The organism is Kitasatospora sp. McL0602 (genome assembly GCF_052076145.1).
Taxonomy (GTDB): Bacteria; Actinomycetota; Actinomycetes; order Streptomycetales; family Streptomycetaceae; genus Kitasatospora.
This window is the reverse complement of record NZ_CP197246.1, coordinates 1,092,739-1,112,683: the sequence shown is the minus strand read 5'-3', so window position 1 is coordinate 1,112,683 and position 19,945 is coordinate 1,092,739. Positions and strand designations below refer to the sequence as shown.

At 73.1% G+C, this 19,945-nt stretch carries 24 protein-coding genes; 11 read left to right on the top strand and 13 right to left on the bottom strand.

Features of this window, described 5'->3' with window-relative positions; genetic code table 11:
- Positions 1-100 precede the first annotated feature (100 nt).
- On the bottom strand, positions 101-493 hold the full coding sequence (locus ACR68M_RS05270; RefSeq protein ID WP_441249233.1) for a rhodanese-like domain-containing protein: 393 nt from the start codon (positions 491-493) through the stop codon (positions 101-103).
- The gene (locus ACR68M_RS05265) at positions 487-978 is read right to left on the bottom strand and encodes a cysteine dioxygenase (RefSeq protein WP_441249232.1); all 492 of its coding nucleotides are present in this window, start codon (positions 976-978) and stop codon (positions 487-489) included. Before ACR68M_RS05265 ends, ACR68M_RS05270 begins: the two co-directional genes overlap by 7 nt.
- A gap of 332 nt (positions 979-1,310) precedes the next feature.
- Between ACR68M_RS05265 and ACR68M_RS05260 the strand changes: the two genes are divergently transcribed.
- Positions 1,311-1,919 (top strand): LysE family translocator, encoded by a 609-nt coding sequence (locus ACR68M_RS05260; protein ID WP_441249231.1) that lies wholly within the window; start codon positions 1,311-1,313, stop codon positions 1,917-1,919.
- Positions 1,920-2,023: 104 nt separating this feature from the next.
- Here ACR68M_RS05260 and ACR68M_RS05255 read toward each other — a convergent pair whose 3' ends face one another.
- The 4 genes from ACR68M_RS05255 to ACR68M_RS05240 all read right to left on the bottom strand — a co-directional run bounded on the left by ACR68M_RS05255 (position 2,024) and on the right by ACR68M_RS05240 (position 4,965).
- On the bottom strand, positions 2,024-2,248 hold the full coding sequence (locus ACR68M_RS05255) for a hypothetical protein (RefSeq protein WP_441249230.1): 225 nt from the start codon (positions 2,246-2,248) through the stop codon (positions 2,024-2,026).
- A complete protein-coding gene (locus ACR68M_RS05250; protein WP_441249229.1) occupies positions 2,245-2,664 on the bottom strand; it encodes a hypothetical protein in 420 nt (139 codons plus the stop codon). Before ACR68M_RS05250 ends, ACR68M_RS05255 begins: the two co-directional genes overlap by 4 nt.
- A gap of 130 nt (positions 2,665-2,794) precedes the next feature.
- Complete coding sequence (locus tag ACR68M_RS05245; RefSeq protein ID WP_441249228.1) at positions 2,795-4,225, bottom strand: sensor histidine kinase; 1,431 nt, start codon at positions 4,223-4,225, stop codon at positions 2,795-2,797.
- Positions 4,222-4,965: a response regulator transcription factor gene (locus tag ACR68M_RS05240; RefSeq protein ID WP_441249227.1), complete on the bottom strand. Its 744-nt coding sequence runs from the start codon at positions 4,963-4,965 to the stop codon at positions 4,222-4,224. Before ACR68M_RS05240 ends, ACR68M_RS05245 begins: the two co-directional genes overlap by 4 nt.
- 229 nt (positions 4,966-5,194) lie before the next feature.
- Between ACR68M_RS05240 and ACR68M_RS05235 the strand changes: the two genes are divergently transcribed.
- Entirely contained in the window at positions 5,195-5,461 is a 267-nt protein-coding gene (locus ACR68M_RS05235) for a GlsB/YeaQ/YmgE family stress response membrane protein (RefSeq protein WP_441249226.1), read from the top strand.
- A gap of 98 nt (positions 5,462-5,559) precedes the next feature.
- Here the strand turns inward: ACR68M_RS05235 and ACR68M_RS05230 are convergent, their stop codons facing one another.
- The 5 genes from ACR68M_RS05230 to ACR68M_RS05210 all read right to left on the bottom strand — a co-directional run bounded on the left by ACR68M_RS05230 (position 5,560) and on the right by ACR68M_RS05210 (position 10,586).
- Positions 5,560-7,557: a putative Ig domain-containing protein gene (locus tag ACR68M_RS05230; RefSeq protein ID WP_441249225.1), complete on the bottom strand. Its 1,998-nt coding sequence runs from the start codon at positions 7,555-7,557 to the stop codon at positions 5,560-5,562.
- A gap of 406 nt (positions 7,558-7,963) precedes the next feature.
- Positions 7,964-8,551: a TetR family transcriptional regulator gene (locus ACR68M_RS05225; protein WP_441249224.1), complete on the bottom strand. Its 588-nt coding sequence runs from the start codon at positions 8,549-8,551 to the stop codon at positions 7,964-7,966.
- Positions 8,552-8,626: 75 nt separating this feature from the next.
- Positions 8,627-9,634, bottom strand: a complete 1,008-nt coding sequence (locus ACR68M_RS05220) for an aldo/keto reductase (protein ID WP_441249223.1) — start codon at positions 9,632-9,634, stop codon at positions 8,627-8,629.
- A gap of 168 nt (positions 9,635-9,802) precedes the next feature.
- Positions 9,803-10,228, bottom strand: a complete 426-nt coding sequence (locus ACR68M_RS05215; protein ID WP_441249222.1) for a (4Fe-4S)-binding protein — start codon at positions 10,226-10,228, stop codon at positions 9,803-9,805.
- A gap of 55 nt (positions 10,229-10,283) precedes the next feature.
- Complete coding sequence (locus ACR68M_RS05210; protein ID WP_441249221.1) at positions 10,284-10,586, bottom strand: GNAT family N-acetyltransferase; 303 nt, start codon at positions 10,584-10,586, stop codon at positions 10,284-10,286.
- 502 nt (positions 10,587-11,088) lie between these two features.
- Here ACR68M_RS05210 and ACR68M_RS05205 point away from each other — a divergent pair.
- The 7 genes from ACR68M_RS05205 (at position 11,089) to paaE (ending at position 16,551) form a co-directional block, all read left to right on the top strand.
- Positions 11,089-11,298: a hypothetical protein gene (locus tag ACR68M_RS05205; protein WP_441249220.1), complete on the top strand. Its 210-nt coding sequence runs from the start codon at positions 11,089-11,091 to the stop codon at positions 11,296-11,298.
- Positions 11,295-12,647 carry a M20/M25/M40 family metallo-hydrolase gene (locus ACR68M_RS05200; protein ID WP_441249219.1) on the top strand — a complete coding sequence of 451 codons (1,353 nt, stop codon included), beginning with the start codon at positions 11,295-11,297 and terminating at the stop codon, positions 12,645-12,647. The genes ACR68M_RS05205 and ACR68M_RS05200 overlap by 4 nt, the downstream gene beginning before the upstream one ends.
- A gap of 195 nt (positions 12,648-12,842) precedes the next feature.
- Positions 12,843-13,775 (top strand): 1,2-phenylacetyl-CoA epoxidase subunit PaaA, encoded by a 933-nt coding sequence (paaA, locus tag ACR68M_RS05195; protein ID WP_441251515.1) that lies wholly within the window; start codon positions 12,843-12,845, stop codon positions 13,773-13,775.
- Complete coding sequence (gene paaB, locus ACR68M_RS05190) at positions 13,772-14,065, top strand: 1,2-phenylacetyl-CoA epoxidase subunit PaaB (protein ID WP_441249218.1); 294 nt, start codon at positions 13,772-13,774, stop codon at positions 14,063-14,065. The genes paaA and paaB overlap by 4 nt, the downstream gene beginning before the upstream one ends.
- A gap of 41 nt (positions 14,066-14,106) precedes the next feature.
- The gene (paaC, locus tag ACR68M_RS05185; RefSeq protein WP_441249217.1) at positions 14,107-14,988 is read left to right on the top strand and encodes a 1,2-phenylacetyl-CoA epoxidase subunit PaaC; all 882 of its coding nucleotides are present in this window, start codon (positions 14,107-14,109) and stop codon (positions 14,986-14,988) included.
- Between the two features lie 53 nt (positions 14,989-15,041).
- The gene (gene paaD / locus ACR68M_RS05180; protein ID WP_441251514.1) at positions 15,042-15,476 is read left to right on the top strand and encodes a 1,2-phenylacetyl-CoA epoxidase subunit PaaD; all 435 of its coding nucleotides are present in this window, start codon (positions 15,042-15,044) and stop codon (positions 15,474-15,476) included.
- A 1-nt stretch (position 15,477) separates the two neighbouring features.
- Positions 15,478-16,551, top strand: coding sequence for a 1,2-phenylacetyl-CoA epoxidase subunit PaaE (paaE, locus tag ACR68M_RS05175; RefSeq protein WP_441249216.1), 1,074 nt, complete (start codon positions 15,478-15,480; stop codon positions 16,549-16,551).
- Positions 16,552-16,570: 19 nt separating this feature from the next.
- Here the strand turns inward: paaE and ACR68M_RS05170 are convergent, their stop codons facing one another.
- Positions 16,571-17,629, bottom strand: coding sequence for an FAD-dependent oxidoreductase (locus ACR68M_RS05170; RefSeq protein ID WP_441249215.1), 1,059 nt, complete (start codon positions 17,627-17,629; stop codon positions 16,571-16,573).
- 57 nt (positions 17,630-17,686) lie between these two features.
- The gene (locus ACR68M_RS05165) at positions 17,687-18,058 is read right to left on the bottom strand and encodes a YbjQ family protein (protein ID WP_441249214.1); all 372 of its coding nucleotides are present in this window, start codon (positions 18,056-18,058) and stop codon (positions 17,687-17,689) included.
- A 114-nt stretch (positions 18,059-18,172) separates the two neighbouring features.
- Between ACR68M_RS05165 and ACR68M_RS05160 the strand changes: the two genes are divergently transcribed.
- Positions 18,173-19,108, top strand: coding sequence for a hypothetical protein (locus tag ACR68M_RS05160; protein ID WP_441249213.1), 936 nt, complete (start codon positions 18,173-18,175; stop codon positions 19,106-19,108).
- A gap of 64 nt (positions 19,109-19,172) precedes the next feature.
- Complete coding sequence (locus tag ACR68M_RS05155; protein ID WP_441249212.1) at positions 19,173-19,937, top strand: peptidyl-tRNA hydrolase; 765 nt, start codon at positions 19,173-19,175, stop codon at positions 19,935-19,937.
- The last annotated feature ends 8 nt before the right edge of the window (positions 19,938-19,945 follow it).

The following is a 19,945-nucleotide window of genomic DNA, read 5'->3' as shown; positions in this document are numbered from 1 at the left end:
GCGCCTCGCGCCGTCCGGAGCTTATGGTCTGACAGTGTGTCGGGCCTGAACCCGGGACCGCCTCCGGCTACCCCAAGAACCCCCAAGCTAAACCTCATTCTCAGGCGGTAGGCAGCCCCTCCGTAGGCAGCCCCTCCGCCGCCCAGGCGACGAAGCCGCCCGCCAGGTCGGTCGCCCCGGAGAGACCCAGCTCGCGCAGACTCGCCGCGGCCAGACTGGACGCGTAGCCCTCCGAGCAGACCACGATCACCGGCACCTCGTACCCCGTCGCCTCCGGGATGCGGTGACTGCCCGCCGGGTCCAGCCGCCACTCCAGGACGTTGCGCTCGATCACCAGGGCGCCCGGGATCGAACCCTCCCGGCCGCGCTGCTCCTGCGGGCGGATGTCCACCAGCAGCGCCCCCGCCGCAGCGGCCTCGTACGCCTCCCGAGGCCGGGGGCGGTGCACGCCCACCCGGGACCGCGCCACCAGATCGTCCACCGTCGTCACCACTGCTCCGGTCCTTCCGTCGAGGTGCGGACCAGGCCGGCGGCCCGCAGTTCGTAGCGTGACATCTCGTTCAGCGGCGGCGAGTACGCGTGCAGCGTGACGGCCGGCCCGGCCGCCGTGTTGCGGATGTCGTGCAGATAGTCGGGCCCGAACTCCCGCGCCACCCCCGGGCCGACCCGGCGGGTCAGCAGGCCCTCCTCGGCTGCGCCGAACGAGAGCTCCTCCAGCTCGCCCAGCGCCACCACGAACGCGCCGCGCGAACCACCGTGGTCGTGGAAGCCGGTCGACTGCCCCGGCAGCCAGCTGATCAGCCACACCTCGTAGTCGTCGGCGAGCGCGATCCGCTCGTACCACCGCTCGCCGGCGGCGAGCCGGACGCGGTGCAGCCAGCCCTCCGGACGCTCGGCCAGCTCCTGGACGATCTGCCGCAGCGTGGCGGGGTCCAGGGCGGTGCGAGACGTGGGGGCGGGCGCGAGATCAACAGTCATGGGGCATCCTCGGACAGCTGGGAGGAGGCCGCCGTACGGCACGGCGAGAGGCGCGGACGGCAGCCGGGGACGGCGTGCACGCGGGGGCGCGGATCAGACCCTGGCAGGAGTCACAGGGCGGGGTGATCCGTCAGCAGGCACACATCGCGCTCGCCTGGCGTCGCAGATCGACGTGCAGGCGGCAGACCAGAGCGGTGCCGGTGTCCATGTGCCGATCGTGACCGAGAGCAACCCCGCACGTCAAGCACCGCCCACGGGCTGGTCACCGCGCGCCTTCCGCCGAGGCCGCCCCCGGCCCCATGATGAGGGTCGATCAGAATCGGGGGACCACTTTGAGTATCAGCTTCCTGTTGACGTCACTCGCCATCATTGCGACACCCGGGACGGGCGCCCTCTACACCGTGGCCGCAGGCCTCGCGCGCGGCACCCGCGCCAGCGTGATCGCGGCTCTCGGGTGCACGCTCGGCATCGTGCCGCACATGCTCGCCGCCGTCACCGGCCTCGCGGCGCTGCTCAACGCGAGCGCGACGGCCTTCCAGACGATCAAGTACGCCGGGGTCGCCTACCTGCTCTACATGGCCTGGGGGACCCTGCGGGACAAGGGGGTGCTCGCCGTCGACGAGGACGTCCCCGAGCTGCCCGCGTTCAAGGTGATCACCACCGGCATCGCGATCAACCTGCTGAACCCGAAGCTCACGATCTTCTTCTTCGCCTTCCTGCCGCAGTTCGTGCACACCGACCGCTCGGACTCCTGGCTGCCGATGATCCAGCTCAGCGGGGTCTTCATGGCACTGACCTTCGCCGTCTTCGTGCTGTACGGGCGCTTCGCCGCCGCCTTCCGCGACCGGGTGGCGGCCCGTCCCTCGGTCGTCACCGGCATGCGCCGGGTCTTCGCCGGGGCCTTCGCCGCGATGGCGGCGGTGCTGGCCTTCGAGGTCTGACGACGGACGCACCACGGTCCCCCGGCAGGCGCCGGGGGACCGTGGTGCGTCGGGGCTCCGAGGAGGGCGACGGGCGGCGGGGAGAGCCGTCCGGGCCCGTCGGCTCAGTTGTTCTGGGTGGCGTCCGTCTCCGCCTGGGCGGCGGCGCTCTCGGCGCTGTCCACCTTCTGCTGCATGTCCTGGACCTGCTGCGCGTCCTCCGAGCTGGTGGCGGCGGGCTGCTTGGCCTGGTTCGGGCCGCTCGCGTTCGGGCCGCAGGCCGTCAGCAGCAGCCCGGCACCCAGTACGAGGGTCGCGAGGCCGGCCGCCGCCCGGCGTGCACCGGTCACTTCCCGGCCTCTGCGGCGCCCTGGGTGACGCACCAGCTCGCCACGGACTTCAGGTCGTTCTGCCGGGTCTCCAGCGTGGGCAGCAGGCTCTTGCGGAAGGTCAGCCGGTCGTTGAGGTAGGTGTAGACCTCGGTGTGCCCGGCGGCCTTGGCGTCCGCCACCCGCTGCTCTAGTCGGGCGACCGAACCGGGGACGGTCGCGTCGCCGCCCAGGCGCTTGAGCGACTCGGCGACGCGGGCCTCGGTCTTCGGCAGCCGCTTGCAGATCGCCTTCGCGCCGTCCCCCTTCGGGGCCGACTTGGGTGCGGCGCTGGGGCTGGCCGTACCGGTCGCGGCCTGCGCGGGGGCGGCGGCGAGCAGTGCGCCGGCCAGGGCGATGGCCGCGGTCATGGCTGCGGTCCGACGGTTCGGGAGCATGGCTGTGTCTCCTTCGATGCCAACTCGGTCGGACCGGAATCGGCCCGACGGAGCAGGACGGTAGACCGCCTCCTTGTGGATTCCCTGTGACGCGGTGCCCGCGCCCCTCGCAGCGGGTCGGCCCACGGCCTCAGAGCCAGTCGCGCCGCAGCGGGAGCATGAGCGTCGGGGTGTCCGGGCGGGTCAGGGGCAGCCGCACCTCGAAGCGCGCGCCGCCGCCGGGGGCGTCGCCGACGGTGACGGACCCCTGGTGGAGAGCAGCCTGCTGCGCCACCAGGGTGAGGCCGAGCCCCGAGCCGGGGCTGCCGGGGCCGTGGTGGAAGCGGAGGAAGACCGCCTCCCGCTGGTCGGCGGGCACGCCCGGCCCGTGGTCGTCCACGGTGAGTACGGCCCGGTCGCCCTCCGTCCGCAGCCGGACGGCGACGCTCGCGGGCTCGCCGGGCCGGTGCCCGTGCACCACCGCGTTGCCGAGTAGGTTGGCCAGCAGGATGCGCAGGCCCGCGTCCCAGCCGAAGACCCGCACCTCGCCCGGCAGTTCGGCTTCGAGAGTCGCCTCCGGGTGGCGGCGGCGGGCCTCGGTGGCGGCGGCGTCCACCAGGTCGGCGAGATCGAGCGGGCTGAAGGCCGACACCTCGACGAGGTCGCCCTGGGCGAGCATCCGCAGCGCGGTGAGCAGCTCCAGCAGGCGGGCGTGGTCGCGTTGCAGGTCCCGTACCACCTCGGCGCGTTCCTCGGCCGGGAGGTCGGGGTGGGCGGCCAGCACGTCCAGATCCGTCCGCATGCTCATCAGGGGGGTGCGGAGCTCGTGCGAGGCGGCGGAGGAGAACGACCGCGCGGTGTCCAGGGCCTGCGTCGTACGCGCCGCCTGCTCGTCGTAGCGGGCGAGCAACTGGCTGATGGAGCGCGAGAGTTCGTCGACCTCGGTGATCCTGGTCGGGGTGCTGGCGAAGGCCGCCGCACCGGCGCGCGGGTCGAGCTCGGCGGCCCGGCGGCTGAGGCGGCGTACGGAGGCGGTCGCCCGCCCGGCCAGGCCGTACGCGAGCAGGCCGGAGACGGGGGCGGCAACGAGGGCGACGAAGACCACCCGGCGGCGGACGGCTGCCAGCTGGGGGTCGGTGGCGGAGGCGGGGGCGAACAGCCGCAGGGTGCCGGGTGCGGCGCCGCTCACGGGCACCACCAGCACCCGCCAGCTGTGGCCCCGGTCCTGGAAGGTGACCGGGCCGTTCGGCGTCCGGTCGGGCAGCCGGGCGGTGTCGGTGGGCTGCGGGCCGCCGGTCAGGACGACGGTGCCGTCGGCCGCCTGCACCTGGATGCCCGCGTCGAGCACGTCGTCGAGGACCTTGCGGTGCTGATTCTGCTCGACCTTGGGGCGGCCGTTGTGATCGGCGGCGAGCAGGGTGCGGATGCCGGGCAGGACGGCGGAGGCGCGGTCCTGGAGCCGGGTGTCCTGCTGGCTGTGCAGGTCGCGGCTGACCAGCCCGAGCACCACCAGCCCGGCGGTGATCACCAGCAGCGGCACCACGACGGTGACCGAGAGCGCTATCCGGGTGGCGAGCTTCACCGGGCGCCCTCGGGAAGGCTCTCGGGGAGCCGCTCGGGGGGCCTCTCGGGGAGCCTCAGGACGAAGCCGACGCCCCGGACGGTGTGGATCAGTCGTGGCTGCCCGCCCGCCTCCAGCTTGCGGCGCAGGTAGCTGACGAAGGTGTCGACGGCGTCCGTGCGGACCTCGAAGTCGTAGCCCCAGACCCGCTCCAGCAGCTGATCCCGGGTGAGCACGATCCCGGCGTTCCGCACCAGCTGCACGAGCAGCTCGAACTCCCTGCGGGTCAGCCGTAGCTCGACACCGTCCCGGTGGACCTCCCGGGTCGCCGGGTCGATCAGCAGCGGGCCCGCACGCAGCACGTCGGTGGGCGCCTGGGCGGGCCGCCGCCGCAGCAGGGCCTGGAGCCGGAGCACCAGCTCCTCCAGCGCGAAGGGCTTCACCAGGTAGTCGTCGGCCCCGGCCTGGAGCCCGGCCACCCGGTCGGCGACCTCGTCGAGCGCCGAGAGCATCAGAACGGGTGTCTCGTCGCCCCGGGCGCGCAGCAGACGGCAGACCTCGGTGCCGGTGAGCCCCGGCATCGACACGTCCAGCACCACGACGTCCGGCTCCTCGGCGGTGAGCACCCGCAGCGCCTCGGGGCCGTCCGCCGCGAGCAGCACGCGGTAGCCGCTGAGCCGCAGGCCGCGCTCCAGCGACCGCCGGATGGCGGCGTCGTCGTCCGCGACCAGCACGCGTCCCGTGCCCGCCCTGCTCTCCATGCCGCCTCCTGGCCTGCCGGGTCCTGCCGGGTCCTGCTGTCCGGGGTGGTCCCGGGTGGTCCGGCGCGATCGGGACCGAGGGTACCTGGATGCCGGCACGGAACCGGTGGGGTCCGGAACCGGTGGGGTCCGGAACCGGTGGGGTCCGGAACCGCTCGGGCCCGGTCGGCGTCCTGGTCGGTAGAGCGGCCGCGACCGGTGCGGGCGGTGGAGGGCAGGAGAGAGCACCATGGGCATCGTCAGCTGGATCGTCCTCGGCCTGATCGCCGGGGCGATCGCCAAGATCCTGCTCCCCGGCCGCGACCCGGGCGGCCTGATCGTCACCACCCTGATCGGCATCGCGGGCTCGTTCGTCGGCGGCTGGCTCTCGTCGACCTTCCTGCACCGGCCGGTCGGCAAGGACTTCTTCGACGCGGCGACCTGGGGCTCCGCCATCGTCGGGTCCTTCGTGCTGCTGGTCGCCTACCGGCTGCTCTTCGGCAACTCCCGTAGGTAGTACCGTCGTTCGGGTATGACACTGGGGGCCGCAGCGCTGCTGCGGCCCCCAGTGCTGTTACGCCGTGTCGTTACGCGGCGGTGGTCAGGAGATGGTGGTCAGGAGATGGTGACCGCCGTGTCGTCCACGACGAAGCTGGTCTGGAGCGAGGGGTCCTCGACGCCGGTGAACTTGAGGGTCACCGTCTGGCCGGCCAGTGCGGAGAGGTCGTAGGTCCGCAGCTGGTAGCCGGCGGCGGCGTTGACGTTGGTGAAGGTCGCCAGGGTGGTGGAGTTGGCCGTGACGGTGAGCTTGTCGTAGGCCGTGCTGCCGCTCTCGGCGGTGTCGATGTGCAGCCAGAAGCTGAACGACGCCTTGCAGCCGGACGGGATCTTCACGGACTGGCTGAGGGAGTCCGTGTGGGAGCTGCCGTAGCCGTCCAGCCAAGCCTTCCAGCTGCCGGAGTGGGCGGCCTGGCCGGTGGAGTTGTCGAGCACGCCGGCGGTCGCCGTCCAGGGGGCGGGGCTGCCGGTCTCGAAGCCCTGGTTGCCGAGGAGCTGGACCGGCGGGCAGCCGGTGCCCCCGCCGGTGACCGTCCAGCTGAAGCTGGTCGAGCCGGAGGCGTTGGTGGTGTCCGTGGCCGTCACCGTGACGCTATAGGTGCCCGAGGTGGTCGGGGTGCCGGTGATCAGGCCGGTGGCGGAGTTGATGCTGAGCCCTGCGGGCAGGCCGCTGGCGCTGTAGCTGAGCGTCTGGCCGGTCGAGGAGTCGCTCGCGGTGATCTGCAGGCTGACCGAACTACCGGGCGCCGTCGACTGGTTGCTCGGGTTGTTGACGGTGACGGTGTTGCCCGTCGAGCCGCCCGAGGTGAAGGCGGTGGTGCCGTTCGGGGTGCCGAGGCCGGTCGGGCCGTCGTAGCCGGTGCCCGCCGTGCAGAGGTAGGACGGCGAGCAGCTGCCGTTCGAGCCGCTGGTCACGTCGAAGAGCGCGCTGGTGTGCGCGTACGGGTACGAGGCGGGGTCGGTGCCCGCGCCGGGGGTGCCGGCCAGCGCGTACACGGCGGCGATGATCGGGGAGGAGGCGCTGGTGCCGCCGTAGACGGCCCAGCCGGAGCCGCCGTAGGTCTGGTAGACCGCGACGCCGGTGGCCGGGTCGGCGACGGCGGAGACGTCGGCGACGGTCCGCATGTTGCAGCCGCTGTCGGCCTGCCAGGTGGGCTTGGCGTCGTTGGCGGAGCAGCCGGAGCCGGCGCCGTTGCCACCCGAGCTTGAGCCCCACACGCTCTCCGTCCAACCGCGGCTGTTGGAGCTGCGGTTGAGGGTGGTGCCGCCGACGGCGGTGACGTACTTCGAGGCGGCCGGGTACTCGACGCCGTAGCCCGAGTCACCGGAGGAGACGGTGATCGCGACGCCCGGGTGGTTGAAGTACGAGGTGTCGTACCCGGGGTCGCTGGAGGACTCGCCGCCACCGTAGCTGTTGGAGACGTACTTGGCGCCCTTGGCGACCGCCGTGTTGACGGCGGCGCCGAGGTTCTCCATGGTCGCGCTGTCGGCCTCGACCAGCATGATGTGGCAGCTTGGGCAGACGGCGCTCACCATGTCGACGTCGAGCGAGATCTCGCCCGCCCAGCCGCTGTCGGCGGCGGGGTAGCTGGTGCCGCCGCGCTGGTCGAGCTTCTGGAAGCAGCCGTTGGCGGTGGTGCAGGCGGGAAGGCCGTACTGGGAGCGGTACGCCGCGAGGTCGGACTCGGCGTTCGGGTCGTCGTTGGCGTCGACGATGGCGACGGTCTGGCCGGCGCCGCTGGAGGGCAGCTTGTAGGCCGAGACGAGGTCGGTCGGGCCGAGGCCGGAGGGGGTCGCGTTCGGCGCGAGCACCAGGGGCTGGACGAGGTCGGTGCGGGCCAGCGCCAGACAGGCCATCTGGCCGGGGTGGCTGGGGGCGGCGCAGACCCGCTTGGTGGCCACCTTGCCCGCGTGCGCCGATGTGGCGTCAGCTGCGGTTGCGCCGGTGGTGGTTGTGGCGAGCAGGCCGGTGGCGGCCATCGCCAGGGCGGGCAGTACGGCGACGAGCCGGCGCAGCCTGGGCGGCCGGGTGTCACTGGGGGTGTGGGTGCGCAATGGTCAACCCTCCGTGGGGGGCGGGCCGTTGGCGCCGGTCTGGGTACGCCGGTGCGGGTGGGCCCGGTGCTTGGCGGATCTCGGCACGTGCGGGTGGGGCGCGGCGGGTGGCCGCGGACCGGTGTGTCGGAGTGCGCGCTGTGCTGTTGGCGGCGGGGTCGGCGCAGGCGAGGGCCGCTTGATGGCATGGGCATGACAGCAAAATGCCCGCACGGTTCCGGCGGGTACCGGACCGTGCGGGCAGAACGTTACTGGCGGGTTCGGGCGGGCGGCAAGGGTGGGGTGGAAGGCTTTGCCAGCCCTTGCCGGTCTGCGGCTCCCTGGCCTACGACAGGTGCGAGACCAGGGAGTTGGCGGTGTGTGTGCTGCGAGAGGTGCGGGAGGTGCCGGGGCCCGGGGGTGGTGCTCAGGCCGCGCGGAGGCCGTTCAGGAGGAGGGCCCAGACGCTCTCGAAGTCGCTCTCCGCGCGCGGGGAGGACCACTCGTGGGAGTGGACGGGGTCGTGGAAGTGGGCGGTGGCCTGGAAGATCGCGCGGGCGGCGGTGCCGACGTGGGTCGGCCTGAACTCGCCCTGGTGGATGCCGTCCTGGACGATCCTGCCGATCTGCTCGATCAGCGTCTCCAGGTGCGCCTCGACGATGGCGCTGGTCTCGCCGACGAGCGTCAGGTAGGTGGCGAACAGCTCCGGGTCGTCCAGGGCCTTGTGGCGCTTCGCGGCGAAGAGCGTCGCCAGCCAGCGGTGCAGCCGTTCGGCGGCAGGGCCGCGCTCGGCGGCGATCGCCGCGAGGGCCAGGTGCGCCTGGTCGAGCCAGCGCTGGGTGACGGCCTCGCGCAGCGCGGCCTTGCTGGGGAAGTGGCGGTAGACGCTGCCGTGGCTGACGCCCAGGACGCGGGCGATGTCCACGACGGTGGCTTTGGCCGGGCCGAACCGCCGCAGGACGTCCTCCGCCGCGATCAGGATCTGCTCGGGGGTGAGAGTGCTGTCCGTGGTCACGGGGTGGTACGTCCTAACTGGAGCGGCGGGTCGGCTGGGCTGCGGGTCTGTGGGCTGCGGCTTTCTTCGGGAGGCTCAGTGCTCGCTGTCGAGGTGGGCCATCTGTGCGGCAGCGTACCTGTCCCCGGCGGCGGACCCGGCCGGGACGGCGGCCTCGATCGCGGCGAGGTCGGCCGAGGTCAGGGCGATGTCTAGGGCACCCAGGGCCTCGGTGAGGCGGTCCCGCCGACGGGCCCCGACCAGCGGGACGATGTCCTCGCCGCGCGAGGCGACCCAGGCGATGGCGACCTGCGCGACGCTCGCGCCCTTCGCCTCGGCTATCACCCGCAGGGCCTCGACCAGGCTGAGGTTGTGGGCGAGGTTGTCGCCCTGGAAGCGCGGGCTGAAGCCCCGGAAGTCCGTCGCGGCGACTTCGCGGTCGTTGCTCCAGTGGCCGCTGAGCAGGCCGCGCGAGAGGACGCCGTACGCGGTGATGCCGATGCCCAGCTCGCGGGCGGCGGGCAGGACGGCGGTCTCCAGGCTGCGGGAGATCAGCGAGTACTCGATCTGGAGGTCGCTGATCGGGTGCACGGCGGCGGCGCGGCGCAGGGTGTCGGCGCCGACCTCGGAGAGGCCGATGTGGCGGACGTAGCCGGCCTTGACCAGGTCGGCGATGGCGCCGACGGTCTCCTCGACCGGGACGCTCGGGTCGAGCCGGGCCGGGCGGTAGACGTCGATGTGGTCGGTGCGCAGGCGGCGCAGGGTGTAGGCGAGCGCGGTCTTGGTGGCGGCCGGGCTGGTGTCGTAGCCGAGCCAACTGCCGTCCGGGCCGCGCTGGGCGCCGAACTTGACGCTGATCTGGACGTCCTCGCGGTTGCGGCCGCGCAGCGCGTCGTGGATCAGCAGCTCGTTGTGGCCCATGCCGTAGAAGTCGCCGGTGTCGAGCAGGGTGACGCCGGCGTCGAGCGCGGCGTGGATGGTGGCGATGCTCTCGGCCTCGTCGGCGGGGCCGTAGAGGTCTGACATGCCCATGCAGCCGAGGCCGATGGCGGAGGTGGTCGGGCCGGTGCTGCCGAGGGTGGTGCGGGCGGGGCGGGTGCTCATGGCTTGGGCTCCTGGGGGCGTTGCGATTTCAGAGAGGTGCTGACAGGTATTGACTATGGCATGTCGGATGACAGATTTCAATATCTGTCATCCGACATCTGAAATCCGATACCTGACAGTCAACCGCCCGTCACCCAAACCAGGCCGTCACCCGCGCCCTCACCCGCCTCACCCCCCGCACGCCCCGCTCCGGTCGCAGTACGGCCCGTCCTCGCTGGCCCCACACCCGCACAACATCGCCCGCGTCGTCTCCCGCACCTCGCCCTCGCCACCCGTGATCCGCAGCTCGCCCCGCATCAGCAGCCGCCCGTCCGTCGTCCGCACCACACTCGTCGGCCGCGCGGGCTGCTCCACGCCCCCGTCGGCCGCGCCCCCACTCGCGAGCCGGTAAGTCAGCGCACCCGTCGGACAGCGCCGCACCACCTCCGCCACCGCCTCCGGCGCAGCGGCCCCAGGCGTGATCCAGGGTCGCCGCCCGGTGTCGAACACCTCCGGAAGCCCGCGCACGCACTCCGCCGCGTGCCGGCACACCGCCGAGTCGAAGGTGACGGCCACCCCGGCCGCCTCGTACGTCTTCGCCGTCCCGCTCGTCATCGGGCCCTCACTCCCTGCCTCACGCCCTGCGTCAGTCGCTGCCTCGCGCCCTGCGTCAGTCGCTGACATCGCTGCGGTTCTCGTACGCGAGGTCGGTGAACTCCGGGTGGCGGAGCATCCACGCCTTGATGAAGGGGCAGGTCGCCAGCACCGGGAGCCCTCGGGTGCGGGCGTCCTCCAGGGCGGTGCGGGCGAGTGCGGCGCCGATGCCCTGGCCCTCGAAGGCGCGCTCGACGACGGTGTGCGGGTACACGACCAGCGAGGCGCTGCGGATGTACTCGGCGAAGCCTGCGAGTTCGCCGTCGACCCGGGCCTCGAAGCGGTTGTTGGCGGTGGCGTCCTCGATCGTGACTGCCATGTCGATCTCCGAATCTCTCGTCGCACGTTCGTCAGGTCGGTTGCGCGGGCGCCGACCGTCATACCCGGTCGAACTGGTGCAGAACCGGCTCGGGCTCATCATCGAGTGAACGTCCGCCGAACCCCTGGTGCGCCACGCCAGCCGGGGCGCCCTGGGCTGACCGGGCGTCACCCGTGGGCGCCGCTGGGCGCGGTATTGGTGATTCATGGTGCCGATGCTGGGGCTGAGGTTCATGGTGGGGACAGGGCACGTTCAGGTCGGAACACCCGCAAGGGCGACGCCCGGTGGACAGCCGCCCCGGCCGCCCACCGAGGCGACGTAGTATCAGGCCACCTCGCAGGGGAACGAACGAATCTTCTAGGCTCGCCTCGGCTTCCCTGCACCCGTGCCCCCCAGCATCGACGCACCGAGGCCACCGTCCCGGAGCCCCGGGACGAGCCGGGGCACCGGACCGAGCGAGGAGGACGCAGTGTTGCCCAGCCCGAGGTCGCACCACCCGGCGTTGCCCGACGGAGTAGCCAGCTGTCGCACCTGGACCGGCCACGCTGCCGGGCCCGCCGACACCGCCCCGTCGCTCACCCGGATCACCCGCTCCACGCACTACACGCGCCCCACCCGCTCCGCCCGCTTCACCCCGACCGCCGGGGCACTCCCCGGCTCGTCGTTCGGCAACTCGCTGAGTACCGGCAGCGTCCGGGGAGGTGTGCGTTGAGCTCTCATACAACCGCCGGGCCAGCTGCCCCCGTCGCCTCACCCATTCCCGCAGCCTCTCCAGCTACCCCGGAGCAGGAGAATCCCGAGCCCGCCGCAGCCACCCCGGCCGCCACAACTCCCGCCACAACGACGGCCACCACCGCGACCGCAGCCGCGATGACCGCAGCCGCCGCCACCGCGGCGCTGCCCGGTCTCCCGTCGGCCCTGACCTCGCGGGCCCGCACGCTCGCCGCCGCCGTCCGCAGCCGTTGCGGCGATCTGGTCGCGCTGGAGTCGCCCTCCGGCGACGCCCCCCGGCTGGACGCGCTGGCCGAGGAGCTGGCCGCAGGGTTCCGCGCGACCGGTGCGCAGGTGCGCCGCGAGCCCGGCCCGGCCGGTGACCACCTGGTGCTGGAGTGGGCCGGGCAGGAGGAGCACCTGCCGCACCTGCTGATGGTCGGCCACCATGACACCGTCTGGCCCGCCGGCATGATCAACGACTGGCCGGTCGAGGAGCACGACGGGCTGCTCAGTGGCCCGGGGGTGCTGGACATGAAGGCAGGCCTGGCCCTGCTGGAGGGCGCCTTCGCTCTGCTCGCCGACCTCGGCCAGCGCCCGCACCGGACGGTGCGGCTGGTGGTGGTCGCGGACGAGGAGATCGGCAGCCCGGACGGGCGCCGCGTGGTCGAGCGCCAACTCCCGGGCGCTGCCGCCGTGTTGGGCCTGGAGCCGCCGCACCCGGACGGCCGCGTCAAGACGGCCCGCCGGGGCAGTACGCGCGTGCGGCTCACCGTCACCGGCCGGGAGGCGCACTCCGGCAACGCGGCCGGCCAGGGCATCTCGGCCGTGGACGAACTCGTCGACCAGCTGGTCGCGGTGCGCGGCCTCGCGGGGCTGCCGGGTACGGAGCTGAACGCCGGGCGGATCACCGGTGGCAGCCGGGCGAACGTGGTCGCAGGCCGTGCGGAGGCGGAGCTGGGGCTCAGATTCTCGACCGCCGAGGCGCAGCGCCGCACGCTCGACACCCTGGCCCACCTCACCGCGCTGCGGCCAGGGGCCCGGGTGCGTACGGAGGTGCTCTCCAGTCGTCCGGCCTGGCCCGAGCGGTCGGGCAATCCGCTGCTGCGGCACGTCCGTTCGCTGGCGGCGGTGCTCGGGCAGCAGCTGGACGGCGCTCCGGCGGGCGGTGCGGGTGACACCAACCTGGCCGGTGCGCGGGGTCTGCCGACGCTGGACGGCCTCGGCGCCGTCGGCGCGGGCGCCCACGCTCGAACGGAGCACATCGACACCACCCAGCTGGCGCCCCGGATCGCGCTGCTCGCGGCGCTGCTCGCGGTGCCGCTGCCCCGCCTGCGCGAGCGCACGTAGCCACAGCCACAGCCGCAGTCACAGTCACACTCATAGTCACAAGCACAACAGGGGTGCGGGGAACCGCGCCCCTGTTGTGCTTGCCGCTGCGTGGAGTGGCGGGCCTTGTCAATCAAGGGTCCGAGTGCGCACAATGGAACCGACCGAACGGTCAGTCGGGAGGCGGGTGTGGTGGAAGCAGTGGCAACGAGCACGGTGGCCGGGGTGGTGGACGACCCGGAGGCGTACTTCGAGAGTGTCGTCGCGGCCGAGCAGCGGATCGAACCGCGTGACTGGATGCCCGACGCCTACCGAGCGACGCTGATCCGCCAGATCGCCCAGCACGCGCACTCCGAGATCATCGGCATGCAGCCGGAGGGCAACTGGCTCACCCGGGCGCCCTCGCTGCGCCGCAAGGCGATCCTGCTGGCGAAGGCCCAGGACGAGGCGGGGCACGGGCTCTACCTCTACGCCGCCGCCGAGACGCTCGGGGTCGACCGCGCGGAGCTCACCGAGAAGCTGATCTCCGGGCGGCAGAAGTACTCCTCGATCTTCAACTACCCGACGCTCACGTACGCCGACGTCGGCGTGATCGGCTGGCTGGTCGACGGCGCGGCGATCTGCAACCAGGTGCCGCTCTGCCGGTGCAGCTACGGGCCGTACGCCCGTGCGATGGTGCGGATCTGCAAGGAGGAGTCGTTCCACCAGCGCCAGGGCTACGAGCTGCTGATGACGCTGATGCGCGGCACCGAGGCGCAGCGGGCGATGGTGCAGGACGCGGTGGACCGCTGGTGGTGGCCCTCACTGATGATGTTCGGGCCGTCGGACGGCGACTCGCCGAACACCGCGCAGTCGATGGCCTGGCGGATCAAGCGGCACACCAACGACGAGCTGCGACAGCGATTTGTCGACATGACGGTGCCGCAGGCCGAGCACCTCGGCGTCACCCTCCCCGACCCGGCGCTGAGCTGGAACGAGGAGCGCGGCGGTTGGGACTTCGGCGAGCCCGACTGGTCGGAGCTCAAGCAGGTGATCAAGGGCCAGGGGCCGTGCAACGCGCAGCGCGTCGAGCGCCGCCGGGCCGCCCACGAGGACGGAGCCTGGGTGCGCGAAGCAGCCACGGCGTACGCGGAGAAGAGGCGGAAGTGACGGAGTCCAAGGCCGGTTGGCCGCTGTACGAGGTGTTCGTGCGCCCTCGGCGCGGGTTGAACCACGTGCACGTCGGCTCCCTGCACGCCGCCGACGACCGGATGGCGCTGCTCGCCGCGCGCGATCTCTACACCCGCCGCAACGAGGGCGTCAGCCTCTGGGTCGTCCCCTCCACCGCGATCACCGCCTCCGCGCCGGACGAGCACGACCCGTTCTTCGCGCCCAGCGGCGACAAGGTCTACCGGCACCCGACCTTCTACGACATCCCCGAGGACGTCCCGCACATCTGACGGGAACGCACACCGGGACACCAACTTCGACGGGGAACGACATGTCCGACGATCACGTGTACCTCTCCCTCACGGAGGCGTCCGGCGAGCCCGAGGGTGAGGCCCGCTGGGCCTACGGCACCGGCTTCTCCGACCCGCTGCTCGGCGTCGACACGGCGATCCCAGCCGGGGTCGACGGCCAGGACCTGGCCGCGTACTGCCTCATGCTCGGCGACGACGCGCTGATCCTCTCCCAGCGGCTGATCGAGTGGTGCACCCGCGCCCCCGAGCTGGAGGAGGAGGTCGCGCTCAGCAACCTCGGGCTCGACCTGCTCGGCCAGGCCCGCCAACTGCTCACCCGGGCCGGGCAGGCCGACGGCACCGGGCGCGGTGAGGACGACTTCGCGTACTGGCGCGAGGAGAGCGACTTCCGCAACGTCCGGATGGTCGAGACGCCGAACGGGGACTTCGCGTACTCCGTCGCCCGGCTGCTGCTCTTCGCCACCGCCCGGCACGCCCTCTACGAGCAGCTCGCCTCCTTCGCCGACCCGGTGGTCGCCGCCGTCGCGGCGCGCGGGGTCAAGGAGCTGGCGTACCACCGCGAGTACGCCACGGCCTGGACGCTGCGGCTCGGGGACGGCACGCCGTACTCCGCCGAGCGGATGCAGGCCGGGCTGGCGGCCGTCTGGCCGCTGCTGGACGAGCTGTTCACCGCCCACCCGGTGGAGACCAGGCTCGGCGTCGACCCGGCGGTGCTCCGCGAGCCGGTGCTGGCCGAGCTGGCCGCCGTCGTCGCCGAGGCCGGGCTCAGCCTGCCCGGCACCGCGCCGCTGGCCCGGATCGGCGGCCGCGCAGGGCGGGACGGCGTGCACACCGAGTACCTCGGCCCGCTGCTCGCCGAGCTCCAGGTGCTCGCCCGCGCCCACCCGGGAGCGACGTGGTGACCGCGACCAGCGCCTGGGAGGTCGCGGCGGCCGTCCTCGACCCGGAGCTCCCGATGCTCACGCTGGCCGAGCTGGGTGTGCTGGCCGAGGTCGAGGAGAGCGGCGGCGCCGTGACGGCCTGGCTCACCCCGACCTACTCGGGCTGCCCGGCGATCGCCGAGATGGCCGCCGACGTCGACGGCCGGCTGCGCGCGGCGGGCTACGCCGACGTCCGGGTACGGCTGCGGCTGGACCCGCCGTGGAGCACCGACAGCATCACCGGGGACGGTCGGCGCAAGCTCGCCGAGGCGGGCATCGCACCTCCGGGCCCCGCAGCGTCCCCCGCGAGCGGGCTGCTCAGGCTCGGGCCGACCCGGCACGTGGTGAGCTGCCCGCAGTGCGGCAGTCAGGACACCGAGGAGCTCTCCCGCTTCGGCTCCACCGCCTGCAAGGCGCTCTGGCGCTGCCGTGCCTGCCGGGAACCCTTCGAACGGATCAAGGAGATCTGACTTGAGCGCCACCGCCGTGCGTCGGCCGACCTTCCACCAGCTGCGGATCGAGTCCGTCGAGCCGCTCTGCGAGGACGCGGTCGCCGTGACCTTCGAGGTGCCGCCGGCGCTCGCCGACGACTTCGCCTTCCGGCCCGGCCAGACGCTGACCCTGCGACGGATCGTGGACGGCGCCGACGAGCGGCGCTCGTACTCGATCTGCGCGCCGGTCGGAGAGGCGCTGCGGATCGGCATCCGGGAGGTGCCCGGCGGGCTGTTCTCGCGCTGGCTGGTCCACGAGGCCCGCGCGGGGGAGAGCGTCGAGGTGCTGCCGCCCTCCGGGCTGTTCAGCCCGGAACTCGGCACCCCGGCCGAGCACGTGCTGATCGCGGCGGGCTCCGGCATCACGCCGATGCTCTCGATCGCCGCCTCCGTGCTGGCCGCCGACGAGGGCTCGCACGTCACCCTGGTCTACGGCAACCGCCGCAGCGACACAGTGATGTTCGCGGACGAGCTGGCAGACCTGAAGGACCGCTACCTCGGACGCTTCCAGCTCCTGCACGTGCTCTCCCGGGAGACCCGCGACGCCGAACTCCTCAGCGGCCGCCTCGACCCGGAGCGCGTCCGGGCGCTGCTCACCGCGCTGGTGGACACCGCCGAGGTCGACCACTGGTGGCTCTGCGGCCCCTTCGGGATGGTCACCGGCACCAAGCAGCTCCTCGCCGACCTGGGGGTTCCCGGCGAACGGGTGCACCAGGAGCTGTTCCACGCCGAGGACGAGCCGGTCGCCGACCGCGTCGAGCAGCCGCTGGACGGCGAACTGAGCGAGGTGACCGTCGTCCTGGACGGCCGTTCCGGCACGCTCGCCCTGCCGCGCGACCGCTCGATCCTGGACGGCGCCCAGCGCTCCCGCCCCGACCTCCCGTTCGCCTGCAAGGGAGGGGTCTGCGGCACCTGCCGCGCGCTCGTCACCGACGGCGAGGTCGAGATGCGGCGCAACTTCGCCCTGGAGGAGAAGGAGCTCGCCGCCGGCTACGTCCTGACCTGCCAGGCCCGCCCGATCACCGACCGCGTCACGGTCGACTACGACCGGTAGGCCGAGGGCCCGCCCCGGGTCAGCCGACTGCGTACGCGGGTTCGCCGAGCAGGTGCGAGATCGCGATGGCTGCGCTGCGGCCTGCGCGGTTGGCGCCGATGGTGGAGGCGGAGGGGCCGTAGCCGACCAGGTGGATGCGGGGGTCGGCGGCGGCCTGGGTGCCGTCCATCCGGATGCCGCCGCCGGGGCCGCGCAGGCCGAGCGGGGCGAGGTGGGTGATCTCGGGGCGGAAGCCGGTCGCCCAGATCACCGCGTCGACGGGGAGTTCCTGCTCGCCCCAGGCGATGCCGTGTTCGGTGAGGCGGTCGAACATCGGGCGGCGCTCCAGGGCGCCGAGCTCCTTGGCGCGGCGGAAGGCGACGGACGGGCCGAGGCCGGTCACGCTCACCACGCTCCGCACGGGCAGGCCCTCGCGGACGCGCTGTTCGACCATGGCCACGGCCTCCCGGCCGGCCTCCGGGCTGAACGGGCCGTCCCGGAAGACCGGCGGGGTGCGGGTGACCCAGACCGTCTCGGCGACGGCGGCGACCTCCGAGAGCACCTGAACCGCCGAGGCGCCCCCGCCGACCACGACGACCCGCTGCCCGGCGAACTCCTCGGGGCCCCGGTAGTCGGCGTAGTGCAGCTGCCGTCCGGCGAAGTGCCCGGGGTAGTGGGGGAGGAAGGGCCGCGTCCAGGTGCCGGTGGCGTTGACCAGCGCCCGCGCCGACCAGCTGCCCGCGTCCGACTCGATCAGCAGCCGCCCGTCGGGGCGGGAGCTCACCGACCGGACGTGCACCGGCCGGACGACCGGCAGGGCGTGCCTGGCCTCGTACGCGGCGAAGTAGCCCGGCACCACCTCGCGGGCGGGGGCCTGCGGGTCGGGGGCGGGCAGCTCGAAGTCGGGGAGGTCGTGGAAGCCGTGCACGGTGGCCATCCGCAGCGAGGGCGAGCGGTGCGCCCAGGCACCGCCCGGTGCGGCGTCCGCGTCCAGCACGACGAACCCGTCGTAGGGGGCGAAGCCGCGCCGCCGCAGGTGGTAGGCGGCGGACAGGCCCGCCTGCCCGGCGCCGATCACCACGACGTCCACGTCACTCATTGCACGGTCAACAGTCACGACCGTGGAACATGCAGCCAGGAAGGGATGTTCCCCGGCTCAGCCCGCCGGGGCGATCACCACGGCCGTGCCGTACGCGCAGATCTCCGTCCCGAGATCCGCCGCCTCCGTGACGTCGAAACGCATCATCAGCACCGCGTTGCCGCCACGAGCCTTGGTCTGCTCGACCAGCCGCTCCATCGCCTGGTTGCGGCTCTCCACCAGCGTCTTGGTCAGGCCGCGCAGTTCGCCGCCCAGCATCGACTTCAGCGAGGCGCCGATCTGCGTCCCGATGTGGCGGCTGCGTACCGTCAGACCGAACACTTCGCCGATCACCCGCTCGACCCGGTAACCGGGCACGTCGTTGGTCGTGACCACCAGTACGTCGGCCTGCGGGCCCTGCCCGCCGCCGTACTCATCCAGGTTGCTCATCGCACTATCGTGCTGGCCCCAGCGGGCCGGAGGCCAGGGGCCACGCCGGGCTGCGGCGAAGAACCTGGCACGCACCGGTGAACCGGAGAGGGTAAAAGCCGTACGGTAGGGCGCATGGGCGAGCGAAGCGATCATCCACAGGGGCCGGGCGCGGCGGAGGACTCCGGCGCGCAGGAGATCGAGGCGACGGTGGTGCTCGGCATCCGCATCTCCGACTGGCCCGCACTGCGCGCGGCCGCGCAGGCGGCCGTCGAGGAGCTGGACTTCGTCGGCATCGACGCGGCCGGGCAGCGTGAGGCGATGCTGCGGGAGGTCACCGAGGACCCGAACGCGGCCCTCGGCGCGCTGCTCCACCCAGACAGGCTGACCGCCGCCATCCCCGGCATCGAAGCGCTCGGCGGCACCCTGGAGATCAGCGCCACCGACGACTTCGCCCCCGATTTCGCCGAGCTCTTCCCGCTCGACGCCGAGATCGAGGACGGTGGGGCGGTCGGCGACTGGATGCTCACCCCGCGCACCGCCTGCCTCCTGCACACCCAGCTGATCACCCTCGCCGACGCCGCGTACGACGACCTGGAGGAGCACGAGGGCGACCCGGTCACCGACGAGGACGAGCAGGAGTGGGCGGTGCTCGCCCGGCTGCCCCACCGCACGTGGGGGATGCACCGGGCCTGGCGCCGCTCGTTGGCCCGCACCTTCGACGACCTCGCCGACGACCTCGCGCTCGGCGAGTGGCCGCTGCCGCGCTGCCTCGCCGAGGAGGTGGCCCTGCGGTTCGCGCTGGCGGACGCCCGGGAGCTGCTCGGCGCCCAGCCGCAGGCCGTCGCCGACATGATGGGCGAGCTGCCCGTCGACCTCTACGACTACGACTGGGACGGCTGCGAGGACGAGCTCTTCGGCGTCTACGGCCCCGAGGACGCCGACGCCGACCCGGAGGCCGACAGCACCGCCCGGACGGAGGAGCTGCTCGGCGCGACCCACCCCGAGGGCTGGTTCCTCAACTACGAGGACGCCGAGGAGCGCGACCCGTCCCGCGGCTACCGCCGGTGACCCGGCCGTCGGTGACCCGACCGCCGGTGATCACACCGTCGGCAGCTCCTGGCATCCTGATGGCGTGACTTCCCAGGACAGCCCCAGCCCGTTCGAGGCCCCCAGCACTCCCGCCGCCAGCACTCCCGCCGTCGTGAACGAGCGCGATGCCAACCCGCAGTACGTGCTGCCGCTCCTGGTACGCCTGGAGCGGGCCACGCCCCCGGCCCGTACGGACGCGCTGGAGACCTCGGCGCGCGCGGTGCTGACGCTGCTCGCCGACCCCCGGGTGACCGAGCCGGACGGGGAGTGGGCCGAGCGCGTCACCGCGTGGGAGGACGCCCGCATCCGCAAGGTGGTCCGGCGGGCCCGGGGCGGCGAGTGGCGCAAGGCCGGGGAGCTGCCCGGCATCACGGTGCAGGGGGCCGAGGCGGAGGTGCGGGTCTTCCCGCCCGTGCCGCTGGACGGCTGGCCGAAGGAGCTGGCCAAGCTCCAGGTCTCCGGCACCGACCTGGACGACCCCGCCGAGCCGCCCGCCCCGGCCGCCGGGGTGCCGGTGCTCTGGCTCAACCCCGAGCTGGAGATGAGCGCGGGCAAGACCATGGCGCAGACCGGCCACGCGGCCCAGCTCGCCTGGTGGCGACTGGACGACACCCAGCGCAAGGAGTGGGCCGAGGCCGGCTTCCCGCTCGCCGTCCGCACCGCGACCCTCGCCGCCTGGGCCGAGCTGACGGCCAGTGACCTCCCGCTCGTCCGCGACGCCGGCTTCACCGAGATCGCCCCCGGGCTGACTGTTGCACTCGAAGGCGGCGAACGCTACTGCCCCGTTGGACGCCTGCGACGCCCGTGAACGCAGCA

Bases quoted from the DNA above. Each gene is read 5' to 3' on its own strand.
- ACR68M_RS05250 (WP_441249229.1), bottom strand. From the start codon at position 2,664: ATGCTCCCGAACCGTCGGACCGCAGCCATGACCGCGGCCATCGCCCTG.
- ACR68M_RS05265 (WP_441249232.1), bottom strand. From the start codon at position 978: ATGACTGTTGATCTCGCGCCCGCCCCCACGTCTCGCACCGCCCTGGAC.
- ACR68M_RS05240 (WP_441249227.1), bottom strand. From the start codon at position 4,965: ATGGAGAGCAGGGCGGGCACGGGACGCGTGCTGGTCGCGGACGACGAC.
- ACR68M_RS05235 (WP_441249226.1), top strand. From the start codon at position 5,195: ATGGGCATCGTCAGCTGGATCGTCCTCGGCCTGATCGCCGGGGCGATC.
- ACR68M_RS05160 (WP_441249213.1), top strand. From the start codon at position 18,173: ATGGGCGAGCGAAGCGATCATCCACAGGGGCCGGGCGCGGCGGAGGAC.
- ACR68M_RS05220 (WP_441249223.1), bottom strand. From the start codon at position 9,634: ATGAGCACCCGCCCCGCCCGCACCACCCTCGGCAGCACCGGCCCGACC.
- paaD (WP_441251514.1), top strand. From the start codon at position 15,042: ATGCTCACGCTGGCCGAGCTGGGTGTGCTGGCCGAGGTCGAGGAGAGC.
- ACR68M_RS05210 (WP_441249221.1), bottom strand. From the start codon at position 10,586: ATGGCAGTCACGATCGAGGACGCCACCGCCAACAACCGCTTCGAGGCC.
- paaC (WP_441249217.1), top strand. From the start codon at position 14,107: ATGTCCGACGATCACGTGTACCTCTCCCTCACGGAGGCGTCCGGCGAG.
- ACR68M_RS05215 (WP_441249222.1), bottom strand. From the start codon at position 10,228: ATGACGAGCGGGACGGCGAAGACGTACGAGGCGGCCGGGGTGGCCGTC.
- ACR68M_RS05170 (WP_441249215.1), bottom strand. From the start codon at position 17,629: ATGAGTGACGTGGACGTCGTGGTGATCGGCGCCGGGCAGGCGGGCCTG.
- ACR68M_RS05165 (WP_441249214.1), bottom strand. From the start codon at position 18,058: ATGAGCAACCTGGATGAGTACGGCGGCGGGCAGGGCCCGCAGGCCGAC.